Annotated in this window: 21 protein-coding genes and 1 riboswitch; of the genes, 8 read left to right on the top strand and 13 right to left on the bottom strand. The window is 74.3% G+C overall.

The features are described from left to right. Nucleotides 1-5: 5 nt before the first annotated feature. Nucleotides 6-1,940, bottom strand: coding sequence for a sensor histidine kinase (locus ACZ60W_RS03695; RefSeq protein WP_469753702.1), 1,935 nt, complete (start codon nucleotides 1,938-1,940; stop codon nucleotides 6-8). 609 nt (nucleotides 1,941-2,549) lie between these two features. Further along, nucleotides 2,550-3,749 carry an MBL fold metallo-hydrolase gene (locus ACZ60W_RS03690; RefSeq protein ID WP_469753701.1) on the bottom strand — a complete coding sequence of 400 codons (1,200 nt, stop codon included), beginning with the start codon at nucleotides 3,747-3,749 and terminating at the stop codon, nucleotides 2,550-2,552. A gap of 131 nt (nucleotides 3,750-3,880) precedes the next feature. On the opposite strand from ACZ60W_RS03690, the gene ACZ60W_RS03685 reads away from it, so the two are divergent. Further along, nucleotides 3,881-5,059: a Glu/Leu/Phe/Val dehydrogenase dimerization domain-containing protein gene (locus ACZ60W_RS03685; protein WP_469753700.1), complete on the top strand. Its 1,179-nt coding sequence runs from the start codon at nucleotides 3,881-3,883 to the stop codon at nucleotides 5,057-5,059. 64 nt (nucleotides 5,060-5,123) lie between these two features. Further along, nucleotides 5,124-5,756 carry a TetR/AcrR family transcriptional regulator gene (locus ACZ60W_RS03680; protein WP_469753699.1) on the top strand — a complete coding sequence of 211 codons (633 nt, stop codon included), beginning with the start codon at nucleotides 5,124-5,126 and terminating at the stop codon, nucleotides 5,754-5,756. A gap of 91 nt (nucleotides 5,757-5,847) precedes the next feature. Here ACZ60W_RS03680 and ACZ60W_RS03675 read toward each other — a convergent pair whose 3' ends face one another. From ACZ60W_RS03675 to ACZ60W_RS03665, 3 genes are all read right to left on the bottom strand, one after another. Continuing rightward, nucleotides 5,848-6,615, bottom strand: coding sequence for an SIMPL domain-containing protein (locus tag ACZ60W_RS03675; RefSeq protein ID WP_469753698.1), 768 nt, complete (start codon nucleotides 6,613-6,615; stop codon nucleotides 5,848-5,850). A gap of 141 nt (nucleotides 6,616-6,756) precedes the next feature. Beyond that, nucleotides 6,757-7,821 (bottom strand): DUF6745 domain-containing protein, encoded by a 1,065-nt coding sequence (locus ACZ60W_RS03670; protein ID WP_469753697.1) that lies wholly within the window; start codon nucleotides 7,819-7,821, stop codon nucleotides 6,757-6,759. A gap of 40 nt (nucleotides 7,822-7,861) precedes the next feature. Continuing rightward, entirely contained in the window at nucleotides 7,862-8,188 is a 327-nt protein-coding gene (locus tag ACZ60W_RS03665; protein ID WP_469753696.1) for a hypothetical protein, read from the bottom strand. Nucleotides 8,189-8,397: 209 nt separating this feature from the next. On the opposite strand from ACZ60W_RS03665, the gene ACZ60W_RS03660 reads away from it, so the two are divergent. The 5 genes from ACZ60W_RS03660 to ACZ60W_RS03640 are packed head-to-tail and all read left to right on the top strand — an operon-like array spanning nucleotide 8,398 to nucleotide 13,681. Further along, complete coding sequence (locus tag ACZ60W_RS03660) at nucleotides 8,398-9,357, top strand: STM4015 family protein (protein WP_469753695.1); 960 nt, start codon at nucleotides 8,398-8,400, stop codon at nucleotides 9,355-9,357. Then, a complete protein-coding gene (locus ACZ60W_RS03655; protein WP_469753694.1) occupies nucleotides 9,354-10,589 on the top strand; it encodes an STM4014 family protein in 1,236 nt (411 codons plus the stop codon). The genes ACZ60W_RS03660 and ACZ60W_RS03655 overlap by 4 nt, the downstream gene beginning before the upstream one ends. Nucleotides 10,590-10,600: 11 nt before the next feature. Beyond that, nucleotides 10,601-11,422, top strand: a complete 822-nt coding sequence (locus tag ACZ60W_RS03650; RefSeq protein WP_469753738.1) for an STM4013/SEN3800 family hydrolase — start codon at nucleotides 10,601-10,603, stop codon at nucleotides 11,420-11,422. Beyond that, complete coding sequence (locus tag ACZ60W_RS03645) at nucleotides 11,419-12,756, top strand: STM4012 family radical SAM protein (protein WP_469753693.1); 1,338 nt, start codon at nucleotides 11,419-11,421, stop codon at nucleotides 12,754-12,756. Before ACZ60W_RS03650 ends, ACZ60W_RS03645 begins: the two co-directional genes overlap by 4 nt. Before the next feature lie 46 nt (nucleotides 12,757-12,802). Continuing rightward, nucleotides 12,803-13,681 carry an STM4011 family radical SAM protein gene (locus ACZ60W_RS03640; RefSeq protein ID WP_469753737.1) on the top strand — a complete coding sequence of 293 codons (879 nt, stop codon included), beginning with the start codon at nucleotides 12,803-12,805 and terminating at the stop codon, nucleotides 13,679-13,681. On the opposite strand, the gene ACZ60W_RS03635 is transcribed toward ACZ60W_RS03640, so the two are convergent. Further along, nucleotides 13,668-14,462, bottom strand: a complete 795-nt coding sequence (locus tag ACZ60W_RS03635; protein ID WP_469753692.1) for an SGNH/GDSL hydrolase family protein — start codon at nucleotides 14,460-14,462, stop codon at nucleotides 13,668-13,670. The genes ACZ60W_RS03640 and ACZ60W_RS03635 overlap by 14 nt on opposite strands. A 149-nt stretch (nucleotides 14,463-14,611) precedes the next feature. Beyond that, on the bottom strand, nucleotides 14,612-15,571 hold the full coding sequence (locus tag ACZ60W_RS03630; protein ID WP_469753691.1) for a M23 family metallopeptidase: 960 nt from the start codon (nucleotides 15,569-15,571) through the stop codon (nucleotides 14,612-14,614). Between the two features lie 2 nt (nucleotides 15,572-15,573). Continuing rightward, nucleotides 15,574-15,730, bottom strand: a riboswitch (cyclic di-AMP (ydaO/yuaA leader). A gap of 393 nt (nucleotides 15,731-16,123) precedes the next feature. On the opposite strand from ACZ60W_RS03630, the gene ACZ60W_RS03625 reads away from it, so the two are divergent. Continuing rightward, nucleotides 16,124-16,945, top strand: a complete 822-nt coding sequence (locus ACZ60W_RS03625) for a tyrosine-protein phosphatase (protein WP_469753690.1) — start codon at nucleotides 16,124-16,126, stop codon at nucleotides 16,943-16,945. Nucleotides 16,946-16,951: 6 nt separating this feature from the next. On the opposite strand, the gene ACZ60W_RS03620 is transcribed toward ACZ60W_RS03625, so the two are convergent. From ACZ60W_RS03620 to shc, 6 genes are all read right to left on the bottom strand, one after another. Then, complete coding sequence (locus tag ACZ60W_RS03620; protein ID WP_469753689.1) at nucleotides 16,952-17,107, bottom strand: DUF6126 family protein; 156 nt, start codon at nucleotides 17,105-17,107, stop codon at nucleotides 16,952-16,954. A gap of 33 nt (nucleotides 17,108-17,140) precedes the next feature. After that, nucleotides 17,141-17,770, bottom strand: a complete 630-nt coding sequence (locus ACZ60W_RS03615; RefSeq protein ID WP_469753688.1) for a helix-turn-helix domain-containing protein — start codon at nucleotides 17,768-17,770, stop codon at nucleotides 17,141-17,143. An 80-nt stretch (nucleotides 17,771-17,850) separates the two neighbouring features. Continuing rightward, nucleotides 17,851-19,236, bottom strand: coding sequence for an aspartate aminotransferase family protein (locus ACZ60W_RS03610; RefSeq protein ID WP_469753687.1), 1,386 nt, complete (start codon nucleotides 19,234-19,236; stop codon nucleotides 17,851-17,853). 13 nt (nucleotides 19,237-19,249) lie between these two features. Continuing rightward, nucleotides 19,250-20,272 carry an adenosyl-hopene transferase HpnH gene (gene hpnH / locus ACZ60W_RS03605; RefSeq protein WP_469753686.1) on the bottom strand — a complete coding sequence of 341 codons (1,023 nt, stop codon included), beginning with the start codon at nucleotides 20,270-20,272 and terminating at the stop codon, nucleotides 19,250-19,252. Nucleotides 20,273-20,279: 7 nt separating this feature from the next. Beyond that, nucleotides 20,280-20,951 carry a phosphorylase family protein gene (locus tag ACZ60W_RS03600; protein ID WP_469753685.1) on the bottom strand — a complete coding sequence of 224 codons (672 nt, stop codon included), beginning with the start codon at nucleotides 20,949-20,951 and terminating at the stop codon, nucleotides 20,280-20,282. Further along, nucleotides 20,951-22,936 (bottom strand): squalene--hopene cyclase, encoded by a 1,986-nt coding sequence (gene shc, locus ACZ60W_RS03595; protein WP_469753684.1) that lies wholly within the window; start codon nucleotides 22,934-22,936, stop codon nucleotides 20,951-20,953. Before shc ends, ACZ60W_RS03600 begins: the two co-directional genes overlap by 1 nt. Nucleotides 22,937-23,029 lie beyond the last annotated feature (93 nt).

The raw sequence follows: 23,029 nt of genomic DNA, 5'->3' as shown, positions 1-23,029 counted from the left end.
TGCATCTACTCCTTGTGCGCGTCGCCTGGACGCAGCGCTTCTTGGGGGGCGGGCTGGGACTCGGCGAGGCCGATTCCACGCTGGAACGCGGCCATCAGACCGGGGTCGTGCAGGGCGTGCTCCTCGGTCCTCCGGGCCACGGGTTCGTCGCGCAGCTGCGGGACGAGGTGCTCCTGGGCGCGCCGCTTGGGGAGCAGCGGGCGCCCGTTGTCCTCGGCACGGGGAGCCGGGGGGAGCGGTGAGACCAGGGAGGCGGGCGGTGCCGTGTGGTCGGCGCCGCCCGGCTGCCCCGACGGGGCGGGGGCGTGCTCGAAGGCCGCGTACCCGTCCGACGGCACGTGCGTACGGGGGTACGCGTGCGAGCGGGAGCCGGGCTCCTCCTCGGCGCGGACGGGGGCCCGCTCCGGGAAGGGCGTGGACGGCGGTACGGGGGCGGCGGGGGCCGTCCCGTGCGCGGCGGCGGGCGCCGGGGCGCGGACCGGGGCGGGTGCCGCCACGGGGCCCGGCAGGGGGGCCGTCAGCGGGTTCGGCACCGGCGCCGGGGCCGTCATGGGGGCAGGCACCGGGGCCTGCGGCACGGCGGCCGGCGGGGGGGCGGCGGGCTGCGGCTGCATCTGCACCTGGCCGGGCGGGATCGCGGAGGATCCGGGGGTCGCCGCGGTCTGGCGCTCGTGCTGCGCGAGCCCCTCCGGGTCGGCGCCGAGCAGGCCCTGCGGGAGGACGAGGACGGCCTGGACGCCGCCGTAGATGTTGGACTGGAGGCGGACGGCGATGCCGTGCCTCCGGGCCAGCGCGGAGACGACGAAGAGCCCGATGCGCCCGTCCTGGAGGAGGTGGGCGACGTTGACCTGGTCGGGGTCGGCGAGCAGGGCGTTCATCTTGTTCTGCTCGGTGACGGGCATGCCGAGGCCGCGGTCCTCGACCTCGATCGCGAGGCCGGCCGTGACGTACTGGGCGCGGAGCAGCACGGTGGTGTGCGGCGCGGAGAACAGCGTCGCGTTCTCGACCAGTTCGGCGAGGAGGTGGATGACGTCGGCCACGGCATGGCCCCGGAGCGTACCGTCGATCGGGGGGACCAGCTTCACCCGCGGGTACTGCTCGACCTCGGCGATGGAGGAGCGCAGGACCTCGGTCATGGTGACCGGGCTCGACCACTGGCGGCGGGAGATGGCGCCGCCGAGGACGGCGAGGTTCTCCGCGTGCCGGCGGATGCGGGTGGCCAGGTGGTCGACGTGGAACAGACCCTTGAGCAGCTCCGGGTCCTCGACCTCGTTCTCCAGTTCGTCGAGGAGCTGGATCTCGCGGTGGACCAGGGACTGGAGGCGCCGGGCGAGGTTGACGAAGACCTCGACCTTCTGTTCGTTGCCGACGCTGCTGGAGAGCCGGGACGCCTGGACGACGGCGGCGACGGCGGCCTCGTGGGACCGGTTCAGTTCCTGCGACAGCAGGTCGAATTCGTCACCTGTGGCGGTGCCGGTCGGCAGGGCGGGCCGGGGCGGGATGCCCTCGCCCTTGCGCAACTGTTCGACGACCGTGCGCAGTTCGCTCTGGCCGCGGGCACTGGAGCGGCGCAGGGCGTTGCAGCGGTCGAGAACGGCCTTGGCGGCCCGGTCGGCGCCGAGCGCCGCGGCCGTCACGGAGGCGACCGTGAGGGCCGCCGCGCCCGTGAGGGCGGCCCAGAGGCCGGGGGTGGGGCTGGCTCCGGTGGAGCGGATGGTGAAGAGGACGGCCGCCGCGCCGCCCAGTGCCACCGCGACGGCGGGGAGCACGGAGGTGCGCAGGAGTTGGGGGCGTATGCGGGCTTCCGTCGACAGCGGTGCGGCGGGCTGGGCCGGCGGGGTGCCGCCGCTGCTGCCGGAGGCGGAGCGGGCGCCTGACCGGCCGTGCCGCCCGCCCTCGCGTCGGTCGGACCGCGAGGCGGGTGCGCGAAGTTGAGACATGAGTGTCCTTGGTACGTGCCCGGGAATCGGCGTACTGCGGGAGTGTTCTGCGGGGTCTTCGGGGGTGGTCTGCGTGGGGGGTGCGATGAGCCTACCGATGATCATCAACCACACACTGTAGTCGTCAACCGTTCATGTGCGGTGCGCAGTTGGCAAACTTACCCGTAGTCCGACCCCGTCTGGTATCACCCCTCGCACGACAGGCCGAGAAGCATTGGCCGAAACCTGACGACACACCGTCGGCAGCACCCCCTGAGCAGGAACGGAAGGGGGCGGAGGCGTGAACTCGCCTCCGCCCCCTGCGGAAATCGTTCGTGAACGGAATCCCCCCGGGAAGGCCACGGACCGTCAGGTCCGCACGCCCCCCGCCGCCTGCGCGCTTCCCCTCACGCCCCCCACGCACCACCCCCGCCCCGCGGTCCGGCCCCCCGGCCGCCCTCCGCCCGCCCTCCGCCCGGCCGTCGTCCGCGACCGGGACGTGACCGTCGGTGATCCTCGCCCCCGGAGAACACCGCGTCCCACACCGCGGGAGATCACGATGTGGGACGGGGGGGCGGCTCGGCTCGGCTCGGCTCGGCCCCTAGGAACGACCGCGGGGACGGGGCGGCGTCATCGTTCGCCGGCGAGGTCGAGGTCCTCGGCGTGGCCCTCGGCCGGGACCGGGGCGGGGCGGGCGTGGCGCCAGGGACGGGGGCCCGGGCGGGAGACGGCCTGCCACCAGGATTCGCCGGGGAGCTTGCCGCCGGGTTCGAAGGGCTCGCCGGGGAGGGGGAAGGCGACGGCCTGCCCGGCCTCCTCCGCGGCGTCCTTCGTCCAGTCGCCGGGCTCGGCCCACGGATGGGGGGCGAGGTTGAAGGTGCCCCAGTGGATGGGGAGCAGGACGCCGCCGGGCTTGCCGCCCTGGAGGTCGAGGTGGGCCCGCATGCCCTCGGCGGGGGTCATGTGGATGTCGGTCCAGAACTCGGAGTAGGCACCGATCTGGATCATGGTGACGTCGAAGGGCCCGTGGGCGGCGCCGATGGTCTCGAAGCCGGAGAAATAGCCGGTGTCGCCGCTGTGGAAGATCCGGTGGGAGGGACCCTCGACCACCCAGGAGGCCCAGAGCGTCATCTGGCGGTTGCGCAGGCCGCGGCCGCAGAAGTGACGGGCCGGGGTCGCCGTGAGGGTCAGGTCGCCGATCCCGGTGGACTCGTTCCAGTCCAGCTCGCGCAGGCGGGAGGCGGGCACGCCCCAGCGCTCCAGGTGCGCGCCGACGCCCAGCGGCACCGCGAAGAGGGTGTCGGTGGTGGCGAGCTCCTTGATCGTCGGCAGGTCGAGGTGGTCGTAGTGGTCGTGCGAGATCACCACGACGTCGACCGGGCCGAGCGCGGCGAGGGGCAGCGGCACCGGGTGGAGCCGCTTGGGGCCGGCGAAGGGGAAGGGGGAGCAGCGGTCGCCCCAGACGGGGTCGAAGAGGACCCGGCGGCCGTCGATCTCGGCGAGGACGCCGGAGTGCCCCATCCAGGTGATGCGGAGCCCCGTGGCCGGGGGTTTCGCCAGGTCCGCCAGGGTGGTCGGATGGACGGGGATCGTGCCGGTGGGCGCGCGGCGCGCGCGTCCCTCCTTGTCGAAGTAGATCTTGGCGAAGTCGACGGTGGAGCCGGAGGGGCCGCGTCGGGCGGGTTCGGGGTTCTGGAAGATCCCGTCCGCGAAGTTCGGCGAGCCCAGGATGCGGGCGAGGCGCGCTCCCGTGGGATCCGCGCCGAAGGACTCGGGGCGGAGCGCGCGCAGCCGGGCGCGCGGCGAGCGGTCGGAGCCGGTACCGGTCACAGGGCCTCCTGGTCTCTGGGGGTCGTTCCATTATGGGCGGCCCGCGCCGCGAACGGCCGGGACGGTCGTCCATACTGAATCATCGTTCAGTAAGGCCGTCCGGCCGACCGTCCCTCCCGAGGAGCCGCGCGATGCGTACCGACCCCCTGCTCTCCGTCTCCTGGACGGACCACGTGACCGGCCGCCGGGGCCATCTGGTCGTGGACCGGCTGGTGCGCGGCGTGGCCAGCGGCGGGCTGCGGATGCGGGAGGGGTGCACGGCGGAGGAGGTGGCCGGGCTGGCCCGCGGGATGACGATGAAGGAGGTCCTGCACTACGACCCCTCGGCCCGGTACGTGCCGCTGGGCGGCGCGAAGGGCGGCATCGACTGCGACCCCCGCTCCCCGGAGGCGTACGGCGTCCTCGTCCGCTACCTGCGCGCGATGCGGCCCTACGTGGAGCGGTTCTGGACGACCGGGGAGGACCTCGGCCTCACCCAGGAGCTGGTGGACCGCGCCGTGGCGGAGGCGGGGCTGGAGTCCTCCGTGCAGGCCGTGTACCCGCTCCTGGAGGACGAGGCGGCGGCCCGGAGGCGGCTCGCCGACGCGTTCGCGATCGAGGTGGACGGCATCGGCCTCGACGAGCTGGTCGGCGGCCTCGGGGTGGCCGAGTCCGTGCTCGTGGCCCTGGACCGGGCCGGTCGGGAGTACGCCGGGACCCGGGTGTCGCTCCAGGGGCTCGGCACCATGGGCGGGGCGACCGCCCGGTTCCTCGCCCGGGCCGGGCTGCGGGTGGTGGCCGTGGCCGACGTCCGGGGCACCCTCGTGAACCCCGGCGGCCTCGACGTGGAGGCGCTGCTGGCCGCCCGCGACGCCCACGGCGCCGTCGACCGCTCCGCGCTGCGGCCCGGGGACCGGGAGGAGGCGGCGGACGCCTGGCTGTCGGCGGAGGCGGAGGTGCTCGTCCCGGCGGCCGTCTCGTACGCGGTGGACGCCGGGAACCAGGGGCGCATCACGGCCCGCTGGATCGCGGAGGCGGCGAACATGCCGGTGCTCCCCGAGGCGGAGGAGGCGCTGGCCGCGCGCGGGGTGACCGTGCTGCCGGACGTGGTGGTGAACTCGTGCACCAACGCCTGGTGGTGGTGGACGCTCTTCGGCGACATCGAGGCCGACGCCGAGCAGGCGTTCGACCGGGTGCGGGCCGCGATGCGGACGTTGGTGGGCGGGATGCTGGACCGGGCGGCCGCGGACGGCACGAGCCCGCGCGCCGCGGCGCACGCGCTGGTGGCGGAGCGGCTGCCACTGATCGCCGAACGCTACGGCTGGTACTGATCCGGCCACGCACGGACACCACATTTGATCATGGTCCCGTCAGGTGCTGTGTAGGCTGCCCGACGTGGCGAGAGTGCGGTTGAGCGTGGCGGAGCGGCGGGACGAGCTGCTGCGTGCCGCGGTCGAACAGATCGAGGCGCGCGGGGTCGCCGCCGTCCGGATCTCCGACGTGGCCACCGCGCTCGGCGTCAGCAACGCCCTCGTGCTCTACCACTTCTCCACCAAGGAGAAGCTGGTCGCCGCCGCCTTCGCGCACGCGGCCGAGGCCGACCTCGCCCAGCTGCGGCGGCTGCTCGGACGCCGGGCCACCGCCGTCCGGCGGCTCCGCGCCGCGGTCCGCTGGTACGCCCCGACCGGCCAGGCCAAGGGCTGGCGGCTGTGGATCGAGGGCTGGGCGGCCTCGCTCCGTGACCCCGGGCTGCGCAGGGTCGCCGGCTCCCTCGACCAGGAGTGGAAGGCGGCGCTGACCCGGGTGATCGCCGAGGGGGCCGCCGCGGGCGAGTTCGACTGTCCGGACCCGGCGGCCGCCGCCTGGCGCCTCACCGCGTTCCTCGACGGCCTCGCCGTGCAGACCACCGCGTACGCCGGTTCCCTCTCCCGCAGCGCCATGCTCCGGTGGGCGGACGCCGCCCTCGCCCGGGAACTGGGGCTTCCGGAGGGACCGGCCGCCCCGGCGCCGGACCCCGCGCCGCGGTGACCGGCGCGGGCGCGGCCACGGGCGGACGCGCCCCGTCCGCCGCCCCGCGCCCCGCGGTCCCGCTCCCGGCGTCCGCGCGCCGTGCGCCCCGTCAGAGCAGTTCGTACACCGCCGAGACCGTGACCTGCTCCTCGATCTCGCCCGGGGCGAGCGGCACGCTCGGCTCGTCCGCGGCGAGCGCGGGCGCGGCGCCGGCGCCGGGCCGCACGGACTCGCCCTCGGTCAGCGAGACCAGCCGGCCGAGCCGGTGGCCGCTGAGCCGCGCGTGCTGGGCCGCCTTGTCGTACGCGTCCTGGTAGGCGGCCTCACGGGCCTTGACCCGCAGCGACGTCGGGTCGGCGACGTCGAAGACGACACCGTTGATCCGGCCGGAGTCGCCCGTCGCGTCGTTGACCGCGCCGATGACCTGCCCGGTCCGGTCGATCACGCGGACCTTCACCGAGAAGTTCTGCCCGGCCTGGTAGGCGGTCACCTTGTTCTCGCCCGCCGCGTTCTGCGTGTAGACCGGGGACAGCGAGAGGCTGTCGGTACGGATGTCCCGGTCGGCGATCTCCTGGCGGCGCAGCACGTCGAGGAGGGACTCGGCGGCCGTGGTCTGCGCGGCCATCGCCTCGTTGGCCGTCTTGCGGCTGGCCTCGACGCCGACGGAGAGGATCGCCAGGTCCGGCGCCGCGGAGGCGCGGCCCTGCCCGGCGACGGTGACCGTCGCGGGCGCGGGCTCCTGGGCGGCCCGTGCGGCCGTCGGCGCGGACGCAGCGGCCAGGGCGGGCGCCGCGGTGCCGGCGAGGAGGCCGCCGAGCACGGCGGTGGCGGCGAGCAGACGGGCGGTGCGGGCGGCGCTGGGCCGGCGGATCGTCACGGGCGGTCCTTTCGGGAGGGATGGCCGGGGCTCCGGCGGGCACATCCCAGCACCCGGCGGCGCGGCCTCCCGCGCGCCACTCCTGACCGGCGCCTCCCTTCACCTCTCCGTACCAGCCGGGCCGCCCGCGGCGGGCTCCGCTCAGGTCTGCACGAGCGGCGCGTACGCCTCGGGGCGCAGCCCGAAGGTCCACGCGACGCCCTCCCGCGCGGTCTGCGTCGTGGGCGGCACCCGCAGCCAGTAGGTGCGGTGGCTGCCGTCCGGCTCGGGCGTGGAGTTGACGACCTCGACCATGACGACGTCCTCGTCGTCGGCCAGCTCGATCCGCCAGAGGACGCCGGTCTCGTCGCGGTGCTGGTGCCGGGCGCCCGAGGCGGCGAGATAGCGGTCGTAGCCGTAGTACTCCAGCATCACGCGGCGCAGTTCGGCGTTCTCCTCGTCCCGTATCCGCTCGGGGGTGAGGTCCACGAGCGCGGCGAGGAACTCCGCGGTCACCTGCATCCCGCGCCAGGCGTGGAGGGCGAAGCCGTCGGGGAAGGCGAGCGCGGGACCGTCCCCGCGGTCGAGCCGGCCGGCCTCGTCCCGGTGCAGGACGGCCGGCCGCTCGCACAGGACGGCGACGTCCTCGTACGGCCACCACCACCCGGCGTGCCGGGCCACGGCGGCGAGGCCCGCCAGGCGGTCGCCGTGTCCGTCGAAGGCGGCGAGCCAGGCGGCGTCGTGCTGGCCGAGCACGGCGTCGAGGAGGAGCAGCCGCACGGCGGTTCCGGCAGCGGCCGCGGAGGTCCCGGTGCCCGGCGCGGCGGTCCCCGGCCCGGCGGCCACCGTGTCCGCGTCCGCCACGGCCTGTGTCACCCCGGCCCGTATCCGGTCGGCGAGGGCCCGGGTGGGGTCCCACAGGGCGGCCCCGGTCCGCTGCCAGTGGTCGGCCCAGCCGGCCGGGCCCAGCGCGTCGTGGACGCGGCGGCGCTCGGCCGCCCACGGCCGGGTGCGCACCTCGTCCCGCACGGAGCGGCCGCGGTCCGGCAGGCCGCGCAGGAGCGTGACGGCCGCGAGCGGCGAGTCGGCCCACAGGATCCGGCCCGGCCCGGCGAGTCCCGCCGAGCGGTAGGCGAGCAGGACGCCGGCCTCGGCGGCGGCGCGGTCGGCCGGGCCGGTGGCCGCGGCGACGGCCCGCCACCGGTCCCGCGCGGTGCTGTCGTGCATGTCGGTCTCCCCCACGTCTGTCGTTGCGGTCCGGCGGACGTCAGTCCGCGATGATCCGGTACGCGCCGGGCACGTACTCGCGCTGGCGCACCACCCGGTACCAGCCCCTGGGCAGCGCGATCGGGGCGTGCTCCTCGTGCACCACCCGGCCGCCCTCGGGCAGTTCGAGCAGGAACGGGCCGAACGGGCCCTGCTCCCGCACGAGCCGGCCGGGCCCGGGGACGGCGTGGGCGTGGCCGGTGACCTCGCCGAGGGCGAGGACGAGCCGCCCCCGGGCGTCCCTGGGCTCCCCCGCCGCGGTCCTCGCCCGCGCCGGGACGGCCTCCTCGTCGACGGGCGCGACGAGCACGTCTCCCTGCCGGTACATGGCTCTCCCCCTCGTCGTCCGGCACGGTCGGCCGGACACGGGAACGACGCTAGGGGGAGGCACTGACAACGGCCCCCGGCCGCCCCGGAGCCGGCCGTCGGCGGGGCGGGACCCGGGCCGGGGCGACCCGGCCGGGGGCGCTGTCGGTGGGGCTTGGTAGAACTCTTTCCGTCAGCCGACCCCTCTCGTCCGTTGTCTGGAGCACCGTCATGACCGTTGGCCACTACCTTCAGGAATTCCACGGCCTGCCCGTGTTCGACTTCCCGGGCGCCGACGCGCGGGGCGAGCTGCCCGACGCCGACCGGGTCGCCTGGCGGATCTCCGCCCCGACGTACTCCGACCCCGGGGACGAGCTGTGGGACGCGCGGTTCGCGCGGTTCCTGAAGACCGTCGACACGGGACGGGTGCGCGCGCTGGTCGTCGGCGGCTGGGACGAGGCGTACGAGAACTCGTCGGCGGACATCGTGACCGCCCTGATGGGCGCCAACGACCGGCTGACGGGTCTGGCGGCGGTGTTCCTCGGGGACATGACGGGCGAGGACTGCGAGATCTCGTGGATCATCCAGTCCGACGTGACGCCGCTGCTCGCCGCCTATCCGGAGCTGCGCGAGCTCGGGGTGCGCGGGGGCTCCTCGCTGGCCTTCCCCCCGGTGCGGCACACCGGTCTGGAGACGCTGGTGGTGGAGACCGGCGGCCTCGGCGCCGAGGTGGTGCGCGGCATCGTCGGCAGCGACCTGCCCGCCCTGGAGAACCTGGAACTCTGGCTGGGCACCGACGAGTACGGCGGCGACAGCACGCCGGAGGACCTGGCGCCGCTGCTCGCCGGCACGGCCTTCCCCGCCCTGCGTCGGCTGGGCCTGTGCAACAGCGTCGTGCAGGACGCCGTCGCGTCCGCCGTGGCGGGCGCGCCCGTCGTCGCGCGGATCGAGCGGCTCGACCTGTCGATGGGTGTGCTCACCGACGAGGGGGCGGCCGCGCTCCTCGACGGTCAGCCGCTGACCCACCTCGGCCACCTCGACCTCTCCCACCACTACCTCTCGGAGGCGATGCAGGAGCGGGTCCGTGCCGCGCTCGTCCCGTACGGCGTGACCGTCGACCTCGACGACGCCCAGGAGCCGGAGGACGACGGCGACGGCGAGGTCTACCGGTACGTCGCGGTCGCCGAATGACCGTCCGCCCGCGTCCCCCCGCCGCCACCGGGCCGCGCCCGGTGGTCGTCGGCGATCCGGCGGGCCGCCGCGTCGCGTTCCTCCAGGACGCGCTGCGGGCCGCCGGGCTGCCGGGGGCGCGGGCGGTGTCCTGGCCCGAGGTGCTGCGGGGCGAGGCCCGGTTCGCCGCCGGCGAGACCGTGCGGCTGGACTCGCCCGGCGAGGACCCGGTGGCCGACCGGCTGCTGCGGGACGTCGACGATCCGGCCCGGGTCGAGGGCAGCGGCCTCTGGTACGCGCGGTTCACCGCGGCCGTGGCGGGCCTCGCCCGCACGGTCGCCGGGTCGGGGGCGGCCCTGGCCGACGATCCCGGCGAGCTGTCCGTCCTCTTCGACAAGCGGCTGGGCCACGCACGGCTGCGGGCCGCCGGAGTGCCGGTGCCCGAGTCGCCGACCTCCGGGGCCGCCGCCCCGGTGGTGCGCGGCTGGGCGGACGTCCGGGAGCTGACGGGGCGGTCCGGTCTGCGCCGGGTGTTCGTGAAGCTCGCGCACGGCTCCTCGGCCTCGGGGGTGCTGGCCGTGGAGACGAACGGAGCGGGCAGGTTCCAGGCGACCACCTCGGTGGAGCGGGGGCCGGGCGGACGGCTCTTCAACTCCCTGCGGGTACGGCGCTACACGAGCGAGTCCGAGATCGCCTCGATCGTGGACGCCCTGGCCCCCGACGGCCTGCACGTCGAGCGGTGGCTGCCGAAGGCCGCCCAGGGCGGCCGGACGGCCGACCTGCGGGTGGTGGTGATCGACGGCCGGGCCACCCACGCCGTGCTCCGCACCAGCCGCTCCCCCATGACCAATCTGCACCTGGGCGGCGCCCGGGGCGATCTGGCGGCCGCCCGGGCCTCGATCGCCGCCGCCGGGGGGAGCTGGGAGGAGGCGCTCGCCGTGTGCGAGCGGGCCGCCGCCGCCTTCCCCGGCACCGGCTGCGTGGGCGTCGACCTGCTGCCCGCAGCGGGCTGGCGCCGCTTCGCCGTGGGCGAGGTCAACGCCTTCGGCGACCTGCTGCCCGGCCTCACGGGCCTGCCGGGCAGGGGCGCCGAGGGCCTCGACACGTACGGGGCCCAGGTCGCGGCCGGATTCCCCGGCCCCCGCGCCGCCGGACCGCCTCGCGCCGTCGCCCCGGGCCGGACCGCCGGGCCCGCCCCGGAGACCGGACGTCCCCCGCACGAGAACCGCACCACAGGAACGAGCACCACGTGAACCAGCCCGACATGAACGCGATCGTCGGCAGCCACGACCTGCTCCTGGTCACCCTCGACACGCTCCGGTACGACGTGGCCGTCGAGCTGCTGGCCGAGGGCCGCCTCCCCCACCTGGCCCGGCATCTGCCGGGCGGTGTCTGGGAGCGCCGGCACGCGCCCGGGAGCTTCACCTACGCCTCGCACCAGGCGATGTTCGCCGGGTTCCTGCCGACCCCGGCCGCGCCGGGGCCGCACCCGCGGCTGTTCGCGGCCCGGTTCGCGGGGAGCGAGACGACCACCGACGGCACCTTCGTGCACGACACCCCCGATCTGGTGTCCGCGCTCGCCGCCGAGGGCTACCGGACGGTCTGCGTCGGCGGCGTGGGCTTCTTCGACAAGCAGCCGCCGCTGGGCACGGTGCTGCCCGGCCTGTTCCAGGAGAGCCACTGGGAGCCCTCCTTCGGCGTCGCCTCGCCGACCTCGTTCGAGTCCCAGGTCGCGCGCGCCGAGGAGGTGGTGGCCGGGCTCCCCGGGGAGCGCCGGCTCTTCCTCTTCGTCAACGTCTCCGCGCTCCACCAGCCCAACTGGTTCCACCTCCCGGGGGCGACGAGCGAGGCGGGCGACTCCCGGGAGACGCACGCCGCGGCCCTGGAGTACGTGGACCGGCACATCGGCCGGCTCTTCGCCGCGATGAGCGCCCGTCGGCCCTGTTTCGCCGTCGTCTGCTCCGACCACGGCACCGCGTACGGGGAGGACGGCCACACCGGCCACCGGATCGGCCACGAGGTCGTGTGGACCGTGCCCTACGCGCAGTTCGTCCTGCCGGGACCCGACCGGGAGGCCGCCGCGTGAGCACCCCCGCCCCCCGCCCGTACGGCAGCTACGTCTACGCCTACCCGCACAAGACCGCCTACCGTCCGCTCCCCGCGCGGCCGGCCCTCCGGGGCCTGTGGGCGGACGAGCCGAAGGACGCCCTCTCCCTCTACGCGCACCTGCCGTTCTGCGAGGTCCGCTGCGGCTTCTGCAACCTCTTCACCCGTGTCGGCGCGCCGGACGGGCTGACGAGCCGCTACCTGGACGCGCTCGACCGCCAGGCCGCGGCCGTGCGCGAGGCGCTGGGCGACGACGGGCCGGTCCGCTTCGCCACCGCCGCGTTCGGCGGCGGCACGCCCACCTTCCTCACCGCCGGGGAGCTGGAGCGGCTCTGCGACATCGCGGAGAAGCGGATGGGCGCGGACCTGCGGGCGGTGCCGCTCTCGGTGGAGACCTCGCCCTCGACCGCGACGGCCGACCGGCTCTCCGTCCTGGCGGAGCGGGGCGCGACCCGGCTCAGCATCGGCGTGCAGAGCTTCGTGGAGGCCGAGGCGCGGGCCGCGGTCCGGCCGCAGCGGCGCGCCGACGTGGAGGCGGCGCTCGGCCGCATCCGGGACACCGGCGTCCCCGTCCTGAACATCGACCTGATCTACGGGATCGACGGCCAGACGGAACGCTCGTGGCAGGTCTCGCTGGACGCGGCGCTGGCCTGGCGCCCGGAGGAGCTGTACCTCTACCCGCTGTACGTCCGGCCGCTCACCGGCCTCGGCCGGCTCCAGGATCCGGCCGCCGCGGACCGGGCGTGGGACGAGCAGCGGCTGCGCCTCTACCGGTCCGGCCGGGACCACCTCCTCGCGCACGGCTACACCCAGGTGTCGATGCGGATGTTCCGCCGCGCGGACGCCGCCCCGCTCGGGCCGGACGACCACGCCTGCCAGACGGACGGGATGATCGGCCTGGGGTGCGGGGCGCGCTCCTACACCTCGACGCTCCACTACTCCTTCGACTACGCCGTCGACATGCGGGAGATCCGGACCCTCATCGACGCGTACACGGAGGCCGGGGACTTCGCGCACGCCGAGGTGGGCCGTGCGGTGGACGCGGACGAGGCCCGGCGTCGCCATCTGCTGCAGTCGCTGCTCCAGGCGGAGGGCATGCCGGTCGCCGGGTACGAGGAGCGGTTCGGCTCCTCGCCGTTCGCGGACTTCCCGGTGGAGCTGGGGCGGTTCGGGGCGTTCGGCTGGCTGGACGGGGACGCGCCCGAGGGACTCCTGCGGCTGTCGCCGGAGGGCCTGGCGCACTCCGACGGGCTGGGCCCCGAGCTGTTCTCCCCCGGCGTGCGGGCCGCGATGGCCGCGTACGAGCCGAAGTAGCGGGGCGGCCGTGGACCTGACACCGTCCGTCGTGCCGGACGCGGGCATGGACCTCACCGTGCTCTACCGGGGCCCGCTCTCCTCCTGCGACCTCGACTGTCCCTACTGCCCCTTCGCCAAGCGGCGGGACGGCGCCGAGGTGCTGCGCGCGGACCGGGCGGCGCTGGAGCGGTTCACCGGCTGGGCGGCGGGACAGGACGGCGACCGGCTGCGGATCCTCTTCACGCCCTGGGGCGAGGGGCTGGTGCGCTCCTGGTACCGGCGGGCGCTGGTCGGGCTGTCCCGGCTGCCGCACGTCGAGCGGGTGGCGATCCAGACCAATCTGAGCTGCCGGACCGACTGGCTGGCGGACGCGGACCCGGAGCGCGTGGCGCTCTGGTGCACGTACCACCCGGGCCAGACGCCGTACGAGCGGTTCCTCGGCAAGTGCCGCGACCTGGCCGACCGGGGCGTCCGGTTCAGCGTCGGCGTGGTCGGCCTGGCCGAGCACCTGGAGCACGCCCGCCGGCTGCGCGCCGCGCTGCCGGCCCACGTCTACCTGTGGGTGAACGCGGCCGAGGGGCACACGTACACCGACGCGGAGGCGGACGCGTGGACGGCGCTCGACCCGCTCTTCCCCTACAGCCGGCATCCGCACCGATCGGCGGGGCTGCCCTGCCGCACGGGCGAGTCGGTGATCTCGGTGGACGGCGAGGGGACGGTGCGGCGCTGCCACTTCGTCAGGGCCGAGCTGGGGAACCTGTACGACGGCTCGTACCGCGCCGCCCTGCGCCCCCGCGCCTGCCCCCTCGCCGTCTGCGACTGCCACATCGGCTACGTCCACCTGGAGACGCTGCCGCTGTACGACGTCTTCGCCGGCGGGGTGCTGGAGCGGATCCCCGCCGCGGTGCCCCCGCCGGTCCTCCCGGGACCTACAGCGGCATGAGGTCGGGGCGCTTGGCCTCGACGTGGTCGCCGGAGCTCTCGCCGCGCAGCCGGCGCCCGATCCAGGGCACGAGGTACTCCTTCGCCCAGTGGATGTCGTCCCGGCGCACCTCCAGCGGTCCGCGGGGCGGGACCGGCGGCCACGCCTGGTCGGGGTCGGCGGGCACCGGCACGCCGAGGACCTGGGCGGCGCGCAGGGCGACCCGGGTGTGGCCGTCGGACGAGAGGTGCAGCCGGTCGTCGTCCCAGGCGCGCCGGTCCTGGACGGACTTGAGCGACCACAGGTCGAGGACCGGGCAGCCGTAGCGGTCGGCGATCGCCCTGACGTGCCCGTTGTAGGTGGCGATCTTGCCCCGCAGGTGCTTGAGGAGGATCACGTCGCGGGTGTCGAAGCCGGTGGTCACCATGACGGTGCCGACGGCGGAGGTCAGGTCGGCGACGGCGCGCTCGAAGCGCTCGGCGACGTCGTCGGGGTCGGTGCCGGGGCGGATGATGTCGTTGCCGCCGGCGCAGAAGGTCACCAGGTCGGGGGCGAGTTCCTTCGCCCGGGGGACCTGTTCCGCCACGATCTGGTCGAGGAGGCGTCCGCGGACGGCCAGGTTGGCGTAGCGGAAGCCGTCGTGCTCCGGCAGCTGGTCGGCGAGCAGCACCGCGAAGCGGTCCGCCCAGCCGACGTACGTCCCGTCGGGCCCGGGGTCTCCGACGCCCTCGGTGAAGCTGTCACCGATCGCCGCGTACGACCCGAATGCGTTCTTGTCTCTTGATCTCGAATCGTCTGCCACGGGAGCACATTTTTCCCCTTCCGGTGTGACCTACGCGACCGTAAGGAGGGGTTGACTGCGGGTGACATATGCCACCGATAAAGACTTTCAAAAGCCGGAATACGGCGACGGCCCGGCACGCGTGTGCCGGGCCGTCGGGTGCGTCCGGGTCAGACGGAGACGCCGTGCTGGCGCAGGTAGGCCAGCGGGTCGACGTCGGAGCCGTAGCTCGGCGTGGTGCGGATCTCGAAGTGCAGGTGCGGGCCGGTGGAGTTGCCGGTGGAACCGGAGAGGCCGATCTGCTGGCCGCCGGAGACGCTCTGGCCGGCCGAGACGGAGAGGGAGGAGAGGTGCGCGTACTGCGAGTAGTTGCCGTCGGCGTGCTGGATGACGACCTCGTTGCCGTAGGCGCCGCTCCAGCCGGCGGAGACGACCGTGCCGGCGCCGACGGCGCGGACGGTGGTGCCGGAGGAGGCGATGAAGTCGACACCGGTGTGGTAGCCGGAGGACCACATGGAGCCGGCCGCGCGGTACGGGGTGGAGAAGCCGCCGCCGGCGACGGGGGTGACCCAGCCGGAGGACGAGGTCGAGGAGCCGGAGGACGACGCGGGGGCGGAGCTCTGCGAGGTCGCGGCGGCCGGGGCGGAGTCGCGCTGGCTGCTGCGGGAGGCGCGCGGGGCGTCGCCGTTCTTCTCCGAGGACGCGGCGCTCGGGGCGGCCTTGGGGGCGACGGCCTTCGGCGCGGTGCCCTTGGCGCCGAGGGTGAGCTTCATGCCCGGCAGGATCAGCGAGGGGTTCTCGCCGACGACCTGGCGGTTGTCGGCGTACAGCTTCTGCCAGCCGCCCGCGAGGTGGTGGTCGGCGGCGATCTTCGACAGGTAGTCGCCGCGGACGACGGAGTACGTCTTGGGCGCGGCCTGGGCGGCGGGCGCGGCCTGGGCGGCGGCGGGGGCCTTCACCTGGGCGGTGACGGCGCCGGGGACGGCGGCCGGCGCGGACTGCTCGGCGGCGTGGGCCCCGGTCGCCCCGAGGAGCGGGAGCGCGACGACGGCGCCACCGGTGCCGGCGACGGCGAGTCCACGGGTGAGGGGGTTGATCCTGGGACGGCGGTGCTTACCCTTCGCGGGCATGGCGAATTCCTCTCCGGCGCCTGCGAGGTGAGCTGTCGGGTTCGGACTGGAGATGTCCGGCCGCGTTCTCACGCGGCTTCACCCCGAGCCGTCCTGCATCGCGGGACCGGCGTACTACCTGGGTCCCCCGCTCCTGCCACACATGGGTGAGTGGAATTCCGGACGGTGGCAGGATTCGGCGGTCCGACCGGATTGACGGTGACGCTAGACGAGCGGGGTCGGCGCGAACAAGCCGCCGTTTTCCCGGGGCATTCCAAGGCCCTTGATCGGCCTCGCATTCCGGTCACCCTGTGTGGATGACGGTCCCTCGATCCCCTTTTCACGCAGGGCAATTGCGCGGGGCCGTCGGCCACGATCCGTCACCTTTATGACGCTGCTCACGCGCCGGACCCCATCTCCCCTGCAACCGGGGCGCGTTACCCCTAAGGGTTTAATTCGGACAGATCACCCATTCCCGTCCGAGGGGGTGCGCCGCCCGCGCGCCACCGGGATGATTGCCCCTGGAACCGATCTCGCGTCGGGCACCCGAACGACGACACCCCAGGAGCATCAGTGACGCAGCAGCTGCCGCAGGTCCCGCCCACCGAGGCGAACGAGCCCGAGCTGGCCGAGGTCCGCAACTTCCGGGACGTGGGCGGCCTGCCGACGACGGACGGGCGCGCCGTGCGCCCCGGCCGGCTCTTCCGCAGCGGCCACCTCGCCCACGCGACCGAGAGCGACGCCGCCTTCCTCGCCACGCTGGGACTGCACACCGTCTTCGACTTCCGCAACGAGGCCGACCGGCGGGTGGAGGGCCCGGACGTCGAGCTGCCCGGCGTACGGAACGTGAACATACCGCTCAACGACCCGGCCGACGGCAAGGAGTTCTGGAGGCTGGTGCGCGACGGCGAGATCTCGCAGCTGCGGGAGATCCTCGGGGACGGCAAGGCCGCGGCCAGGATGTCCGACTCGTACCGGAAGATGGTGGTCGAGCGGACCGAGGAGCACAGCCGGATCCTGCACTCCATGGCCGAGGAGAGCGTCCCCGCCCTGATGCACTGCGCGGCGGGCAAGGACCGCGCCGGCCTCTCCATCGCGATCACGCTGCTCGCCCTCGGGGTCGAGCGCGCGGCGATCGAGGCCGACTACGTGAAGTCGAACGACCCGCACCGCCGCTACAAGGTGCGCCGCAGCTCCACCGCCCCCGACGCGATGTCGCCCGAGGTGATGGAGCTGCTGAGCCCGCTCTTCGACGCGCGGGTGGAGTACCTGCGGGCCGCCTTCGAGACGATCGAGGAGACCTGGGGCACGGTGGACGCCTACCTCGCCGAGGGACTGAAGCTCGCCCCGGAGACCCGTGACCGGCTGCGCGAGCGGCTGCTCACCGAGGCGTAGTCCGGGCTACTGGTTCTGCCCGCCCATCACGAAGAGCAGGTAGAGGAAGCCGGCGAAGAGGTGCCCGGCGATCAGATAGGCGAAGAGCCGGAGGACGAGACCCTTGGGAAACTTGCCTTCCCCGCGCTCCTCGCCGGTCACCGGTGCGGACTTCTCGGACATGTCGGTCCTTTCTTGTCGGACGGGATCACGGGGTCAGCGCAGGTGCGGGGTTCCGTCGCCGAGACACAGCTCGGCCGCGGGACTCTGCATCAGCGTATGGACGAAGAGCAGCTCGGCGCCGCCCGGGGTGGCGGCGCCGATCCGGTGCGGGGTGAGCGAGTCGAAGTGCGCGCCGTCCCCGGGGTCCAGGACGTGGACGGCCTCGCCGAGGGCGAGCCGGACCCGGCCCTCCAAGACGTGGATCCACTCCTCACCGGGGTGGACGCGCACGATGTCGGACCGGGTGGCGTACGGCACGTGCACGCGCAGGCACTGGAGCGCGCGTCCGGCGCCGCCGGCCTGGCGGTAGGTCCAGCCGCCGGCCTCGACGGGCTCGGAGCGGCCGGCGCGCACGACGGGGTCCCGCTCGGGGGGCGCCTCGCCCAGGAGCTCGGAGACCGTCGTACCGTAGATGCGGGCGAGGGCCAGCAGCATCGGCAGCGAGGGCTGGCGGTTCCCCGTCTCCAGCCGCGAGAGGTGGGCGGGCGAGAGGCCGGCCCGCTGCGCGGCGGCCTCCAGGGTGAGCCCCCGGCGGCGGCGCAGGGCCCGCAGCTGCGGGGCGACGTCCGGCAGGGCGCCGGAGGGAGCGGGGTCCGGGGAGTCTTCCCCGGGGACGTGGTCCATGCCTCCATTCCGCCAGGATTGTGCCTCTGAGGCAAGTTTCTTGCCCCAGAGGCAAAACCGACGTCCGGCGGCCGCGCCGCTCAGCGCTGGGCGACCGCCTGCCTGACCAGCGTCCTGCCGAAGTCCCACAGGAGCCCGCCGCCGCCGTGGGCCTCGTCCATGACCGCCGTGAAGGCGGTGACGAACCGGTCCACGTCCGCCTCGTCGACGACCAGCGGCGGGATCAGCTTGATCACCTCCAGATGGTCACCGGAGACCTGGGTGAGGATCCGGTGCCGCTGGAGCAGCGGGACGACGACCATCTGGGCGAAGAGGCCCTTGCGGGCCGCCTGGAGCATCGTCCACCGGCCGCGCAGCCCCAGCGAGGTCGGCCGGCCGAACTCGATCCCGATCATGAGCCCGCGCCCGCGGATCTCGTGCAGCAGCTCGTACCGGGGCACCAGCTCCTTCAGCCGGCCGGAGAGCAGGTCGCCGATCCGGCGGGCGTGCGCGACCGTGCCCTCCTCCTCCATGACCGACAGGACGGCCAGCCCGGCCGTCATGGCCTGCGCGTTCGACCCGAAGCTCGCCGAGTGGACCAGGACCCGGTCCATCGACGAGTAGACCTTCTTGAAGATCCAGTCCTTGCCGATCGTGGCGCCGACCGGCACGTAGCCGCCGGAGAGCGCCTTGGCGACGCAGACCAGATCGGGTTCGACGCCCTCCTCGTGCTGGTAGGCGTAGAAGTCGCCGGTCCTGCCGAGGCCGGTCTGCACCTCGTCCGCGATGAGCAGGGCGCCGTGCCGGCGCAGCAGCTCCTGGGCGGACCGCAGGAACCCCGGCGGGGCCTCGTGGACGCCCTTGCCCTGGATGGGTTCGACGACGAAGGCCGCCACGTCGCCCCGGCTCAGCTCCCGCTCCAGGGCGTCGAGGTCGCCGAGCGCGATCGCCGTGTCGGGCAGCAGCGGGGCGAAGCCCTCCCGGAAGCCGTCCTCGCCGTTGACGGAGAGCGAGCCGGTGGTGAGGCCGTGGAAGGCGTGGTGGCAGTAGAGGACCCTGGGCCGCCCGGTGGCGTACCGGGCGAACTTGAGGGCGGTCTCGACCGCCTCCGTGCCGCTGTTGCCGAAGAAGACGCGGTCGAGGTGGGGGCTGTGGGCGAGCAGCCGCTCGGCGAGCAGTCCCGGCAGCGGCTGGCAGTCGAAGCGGGTGAGGTCGGCGAGCTGGGCGTCCAGGACGTCGTGGAGGGCCTTGCGGACGACGGGGTGATGCCGTCCGAGGCCCATCACGCCGAAGCCGGCGAGCATGTCGAGGTGGTCGACGCCGTCGGCGTCCCAGAAGTGGGCGCCCTCCGCCCGCTCGTACACCTTGTCGAAGCCGATGGTGTGGAGCATCCGCGGCAGCTGGTGGTTGAGGTACCTGGCGTGCAGCTCGTACCGCTCGCCGCCGCGCTCGGCGAGCAGCGCGCGCAGGTCGAACTCCCCGCTCATCGCTCCCCCGTCCTCACCCGTTGTTCCCGGAGACGGTCTCCCTGACGGCGCGCAGGGACTCCTTGAGGGAGCCCATGGTGGCGAGGACGGCGGTGGGCTCGTAGCCGCAGTGCGCCATGCAGTTGGCGCAGCGCGGGTCCTTTCCGCGGCCGTACTTGTCCCAGTCGGTCTCCTCGACGAGCTCGCGGTACGTGGGGACGTATCCGTCGCTCATCAGATAGCAGGGCCGCTGCCATCCGAAGAGGGAGTAGTTGGGAATGGCCCAGGCGGTGCAGGGGAAGTCCGCCTTTCCTTCCAGGAAGTCCAGGAAGAGCGGAGAGTGGTTGAGCCGCCAGCGCCGCCGGTTTCCGCCGGCGAACGCCTTCTTGAACAGTTCCCTGGTCTGCTCGACGCCGAGGAAGTGCTCCTGGTCGGGGGCCTTCTCGTACGCGTAGGCGGGCGAGATCATCATTTCGTCGACCTGGAGGTCGTCGTTGAGGAAATTGAGCACCTCGATGATCGTCTGCGGGGTGTCGGTGTTGAAGAAGGTCGAATTGGTGGTGACGCGGAAGCCGCGCCGCTTGGCCTCCTTGATGGCCGCCACCGCCTCGTCGAACACGCCTTCCTTGGCCACGGACTCGTCGTGGCGTTCGCGCAGGCCGTCGATGTGCACGGCGAAGGCGAAGTACGGGGAGGGCGTGAACTTCTCCAGCTTCTTGCGCAGCAGCATCGCGTTGGTGCAGAGGAAGACGTACTTCCTCCGGGCCACCAGCTGGCGCACGATCTCGTCGATCTGAGGGTGCATCAACGGCTCGCCGCCGGCGATGGACACCATGGGCGCACCGGATTCCAGGACCGCGCCGACCGCCTGCGCGACCGGCATGCGCTGCTTGAGCACACCCGCCGGGTGCTGGATCTTGCCGCAGCCCTCGCACGCCAGGTTGCAGGCGTAGAGCGGCTCCAGTTCGACGATCAGCGGGAACTTGTCCCGCTTGCGGAGCTTCTGTTCGAAGAGGTAGGTCCCGACCCGGATGGACTGACGGAGCGGCATGGCCATAACTCGTTCACCTCCTGGGGAGCAGCAAAGAACGGTGCCATTCGAAGAATGCGGGAAGGACGGCACGAAGGACGCGGAAGGCCGATATTCCCCCGCGTACCGTGCCGATCCGGACCAGTTCATGTTCCGGAGCGTCCACGACCACCCGGACGGCCGCAACCGGGCGGGCGTCCGGGCCGTCTCCGAGGGTGTCGGCGGCCCGGGCCGTCCGCAGGGTCGCCGCGGACTCCATGTCGACGGCGATCGCGCCGCTCACCCGCAGCGCGGTCCGCTCGGGGCCGCGCACGACGTGGTCGGAGCCGGTGAGCGGCCCGGTGTGCACGGCCCGCCCCGGTACCGCCCTGGCCAGGGCCTTCACCAGCAGCTCGGTGCCGGTGCAGAGGGTCGTGCCGTCGGGCCCCCGGGTCTCGTCCGCGACGACCAGGTCGCCCGGGTGCATGCCGGGGGCCAGGCCGGCGCAGAAGCCGGAGGCGATGACGGCGGCGTCCCGCCACCGCTCCTCGCCGAGGGTCCGGGAGACCGCCCGGCGGGCCCGGTCCGGCCCCATGCCGGTGCGGACCACGGTGACCGGGCCGGGGGCGCCGCCGTGCTCGCCGCCGCGCAGGGCGAACCGCTCGATGCCGAGCGCGCAGACGATCAGCAGCGGCGGTGTGGCGCCGGGGCCCGGCGCGCGGCCCATCAGCGGTCCTTGTGGGGTGCGGGCTCCCCGTGCACGTACCGCCCGAGCGCGGTGAGCGGGAAGACCTGCCGGTAGAGGTGGTAGTTGATGGAGAAGTCCCAGGGGAAGCCGGTGCCCGTGAAGTGCGGCTCGTCCCAGGAGCCGTCCTCGCGCTGGGTCCCGGTGAGCCAGGCGACGCCGCGCCGGACGGCCTCGGACTCCCGCTCGCCTGCGGCGAGGAGGGCGATCAGCGCCCAGGCGGTCTGGGAGGCGGTCGAGGCGCCGCGCCCGACCCATCCCTCGTCCTCGTACGAGCGGAGGTCCTCGCCCCAGCCGCCGTCCTCGTTCTGGACGGAGCCGAGCCAGCCGACGGCGCGCCGGACCGCCGGGTGGGAGACGGGCAGACCGGCGGCGGTGAGCGCGGGGAGCACCGACCCCGTGCCGTAGACGTGGTTGACGCCCCAGCGGCCGAACCAGGCGCCGTGGGGCTCCTGGGCGGCGAGCAGCCACTCGACGCCCCGGCGGGCGCGGGGGTCCCCGAGCATGCCCTCGTAGGCGAGCATCTCCACCACGTGGGCGGTGACGTCGGCGGACGGCGGGTCGATCACCTCGCCGAAGTCGCAGAAGGGCAGTTTGTTCGGGAAGGCGCTGGTGTTGTCGGCGTCGAAGGCGCCCCAGCCGCCGTCGCGCGACTGCATGCCGAGCGTCCAGCGCGCGCCGCGGGCGATGGCCGCCTCGACCCGTGCCGGGTCGGGGTGGCGCACCCGGCGCAGCGCCAGGAGCACCTCGGCGGTGTCGTCGATGTCGGGGTAGTTGTCGTTGTGGAACTCGAACGCCCAGCCGCCCGGGGGCAGCCCGGGGCGGCGCACGGCCCAGTCCCCGGTCCGGGTGATCTCCTCGTCGAGCATCCAGTCGACGGCCTTGACCAGGGCCGGGTGGTCGGGGGCGACCCCGGCGTCGGCGAGCGCGATGGTGGCGAGGCAGGTGTCCCAGACGGGCGACTGGCACGCCTCGATCATGCGGGAGCCGTCCTCGCGCCGGACCGCGAACCGGTCGAGCGACTCCAGGCCGGCCCGCATGACGGGGTGTCCGAGGTCGTAGCCGAGGAGGTGGAGGGCGATGACCGAGTAGACCGCCGGGGGCTGGATGCCGCCCCAGCAGCCGTCGTTCTCCTGGCGCTCGACGATCCAGCGCGCGGCGACGTTCATCGCGGTGCCGCGCAGGGCGCGGGGCGCGAACCGGTGGTAGACGTGCAGGGCCTTGTCGAGCCGCTGGAAGATGCCGTCCCACCCGGTGGCGGGGGCGAGGGGCCGCGGCGGGTTCGGGCGCGCCGGGTCGGTGTGCAGCTCGTCGAGGGGGAAGGGCGCCGGGCGCACCGGCCGCTTGGCCGAGACGATGGTCAGCGGCACGATCGTCTGCCGGGCCCAGCAGCCGAAGTCGTAGATGTTGAGCGGGAACCACTTCGGCAGGAAGAGCAGCTCCGGGGGCAGCTGGGGCAGGTCCTCCCAGCGCCACCAGCCGAAGAGGGCCAGCCAGATGCGGGTGAAGACCCGGGCGGCGGCGATCCCGCCGCGGGCGCGGACCCAGGCGGCCGCGCGCGCCATGTGCGGGTCCTCGGGAAGGTCCCCGGCGAGGCGGAGGGCGACATAGGCCTCGACGGTGGCGGAGAGCTCACCGGGTCCGCCGTAGAAGGTGGCCCAGGCGCCGTCCTCGCGCTGCTCGCGGCGGATGTGGAGGGCCGAGGCGCGGACGGTCTCGGCGTCGAGGATGCCCAGGAACTGGCGGAGCAGGAGGTCCTCGGCGTCCATGGTGACGTTGGTCTCCAGGTCGCCCTTCCACCAGCCCTCCGGGTCCTGCCGGGCGAGCAGGTGCCCGGCGGCCCGTTCCGCGGCCCGTGCGGCGGCCCCGTCGAGGTCCGACGCGACGGCGCCGGTGTCGTGCGTGGTGTTGGCCGAGGCCGCCCGGGGGCCCACGGCCCCGGCGTTTCCGTCGGTCGTCGCTGTCATGGCTTCCCCTTTGCGCAGTCGGATCCTTCTCTGCTTCTACGGGTCTGCCGTCGGCCGGCGCCGGAGGGCGCCGGCCGGCGACCGCGAACTCAT

Source organism: Streptomyces sp. NPDC104202 (assembly GCF_055584185.1).
This window is presented reverse-complemented; position numbering and strand designations above follow the sequence as displayed.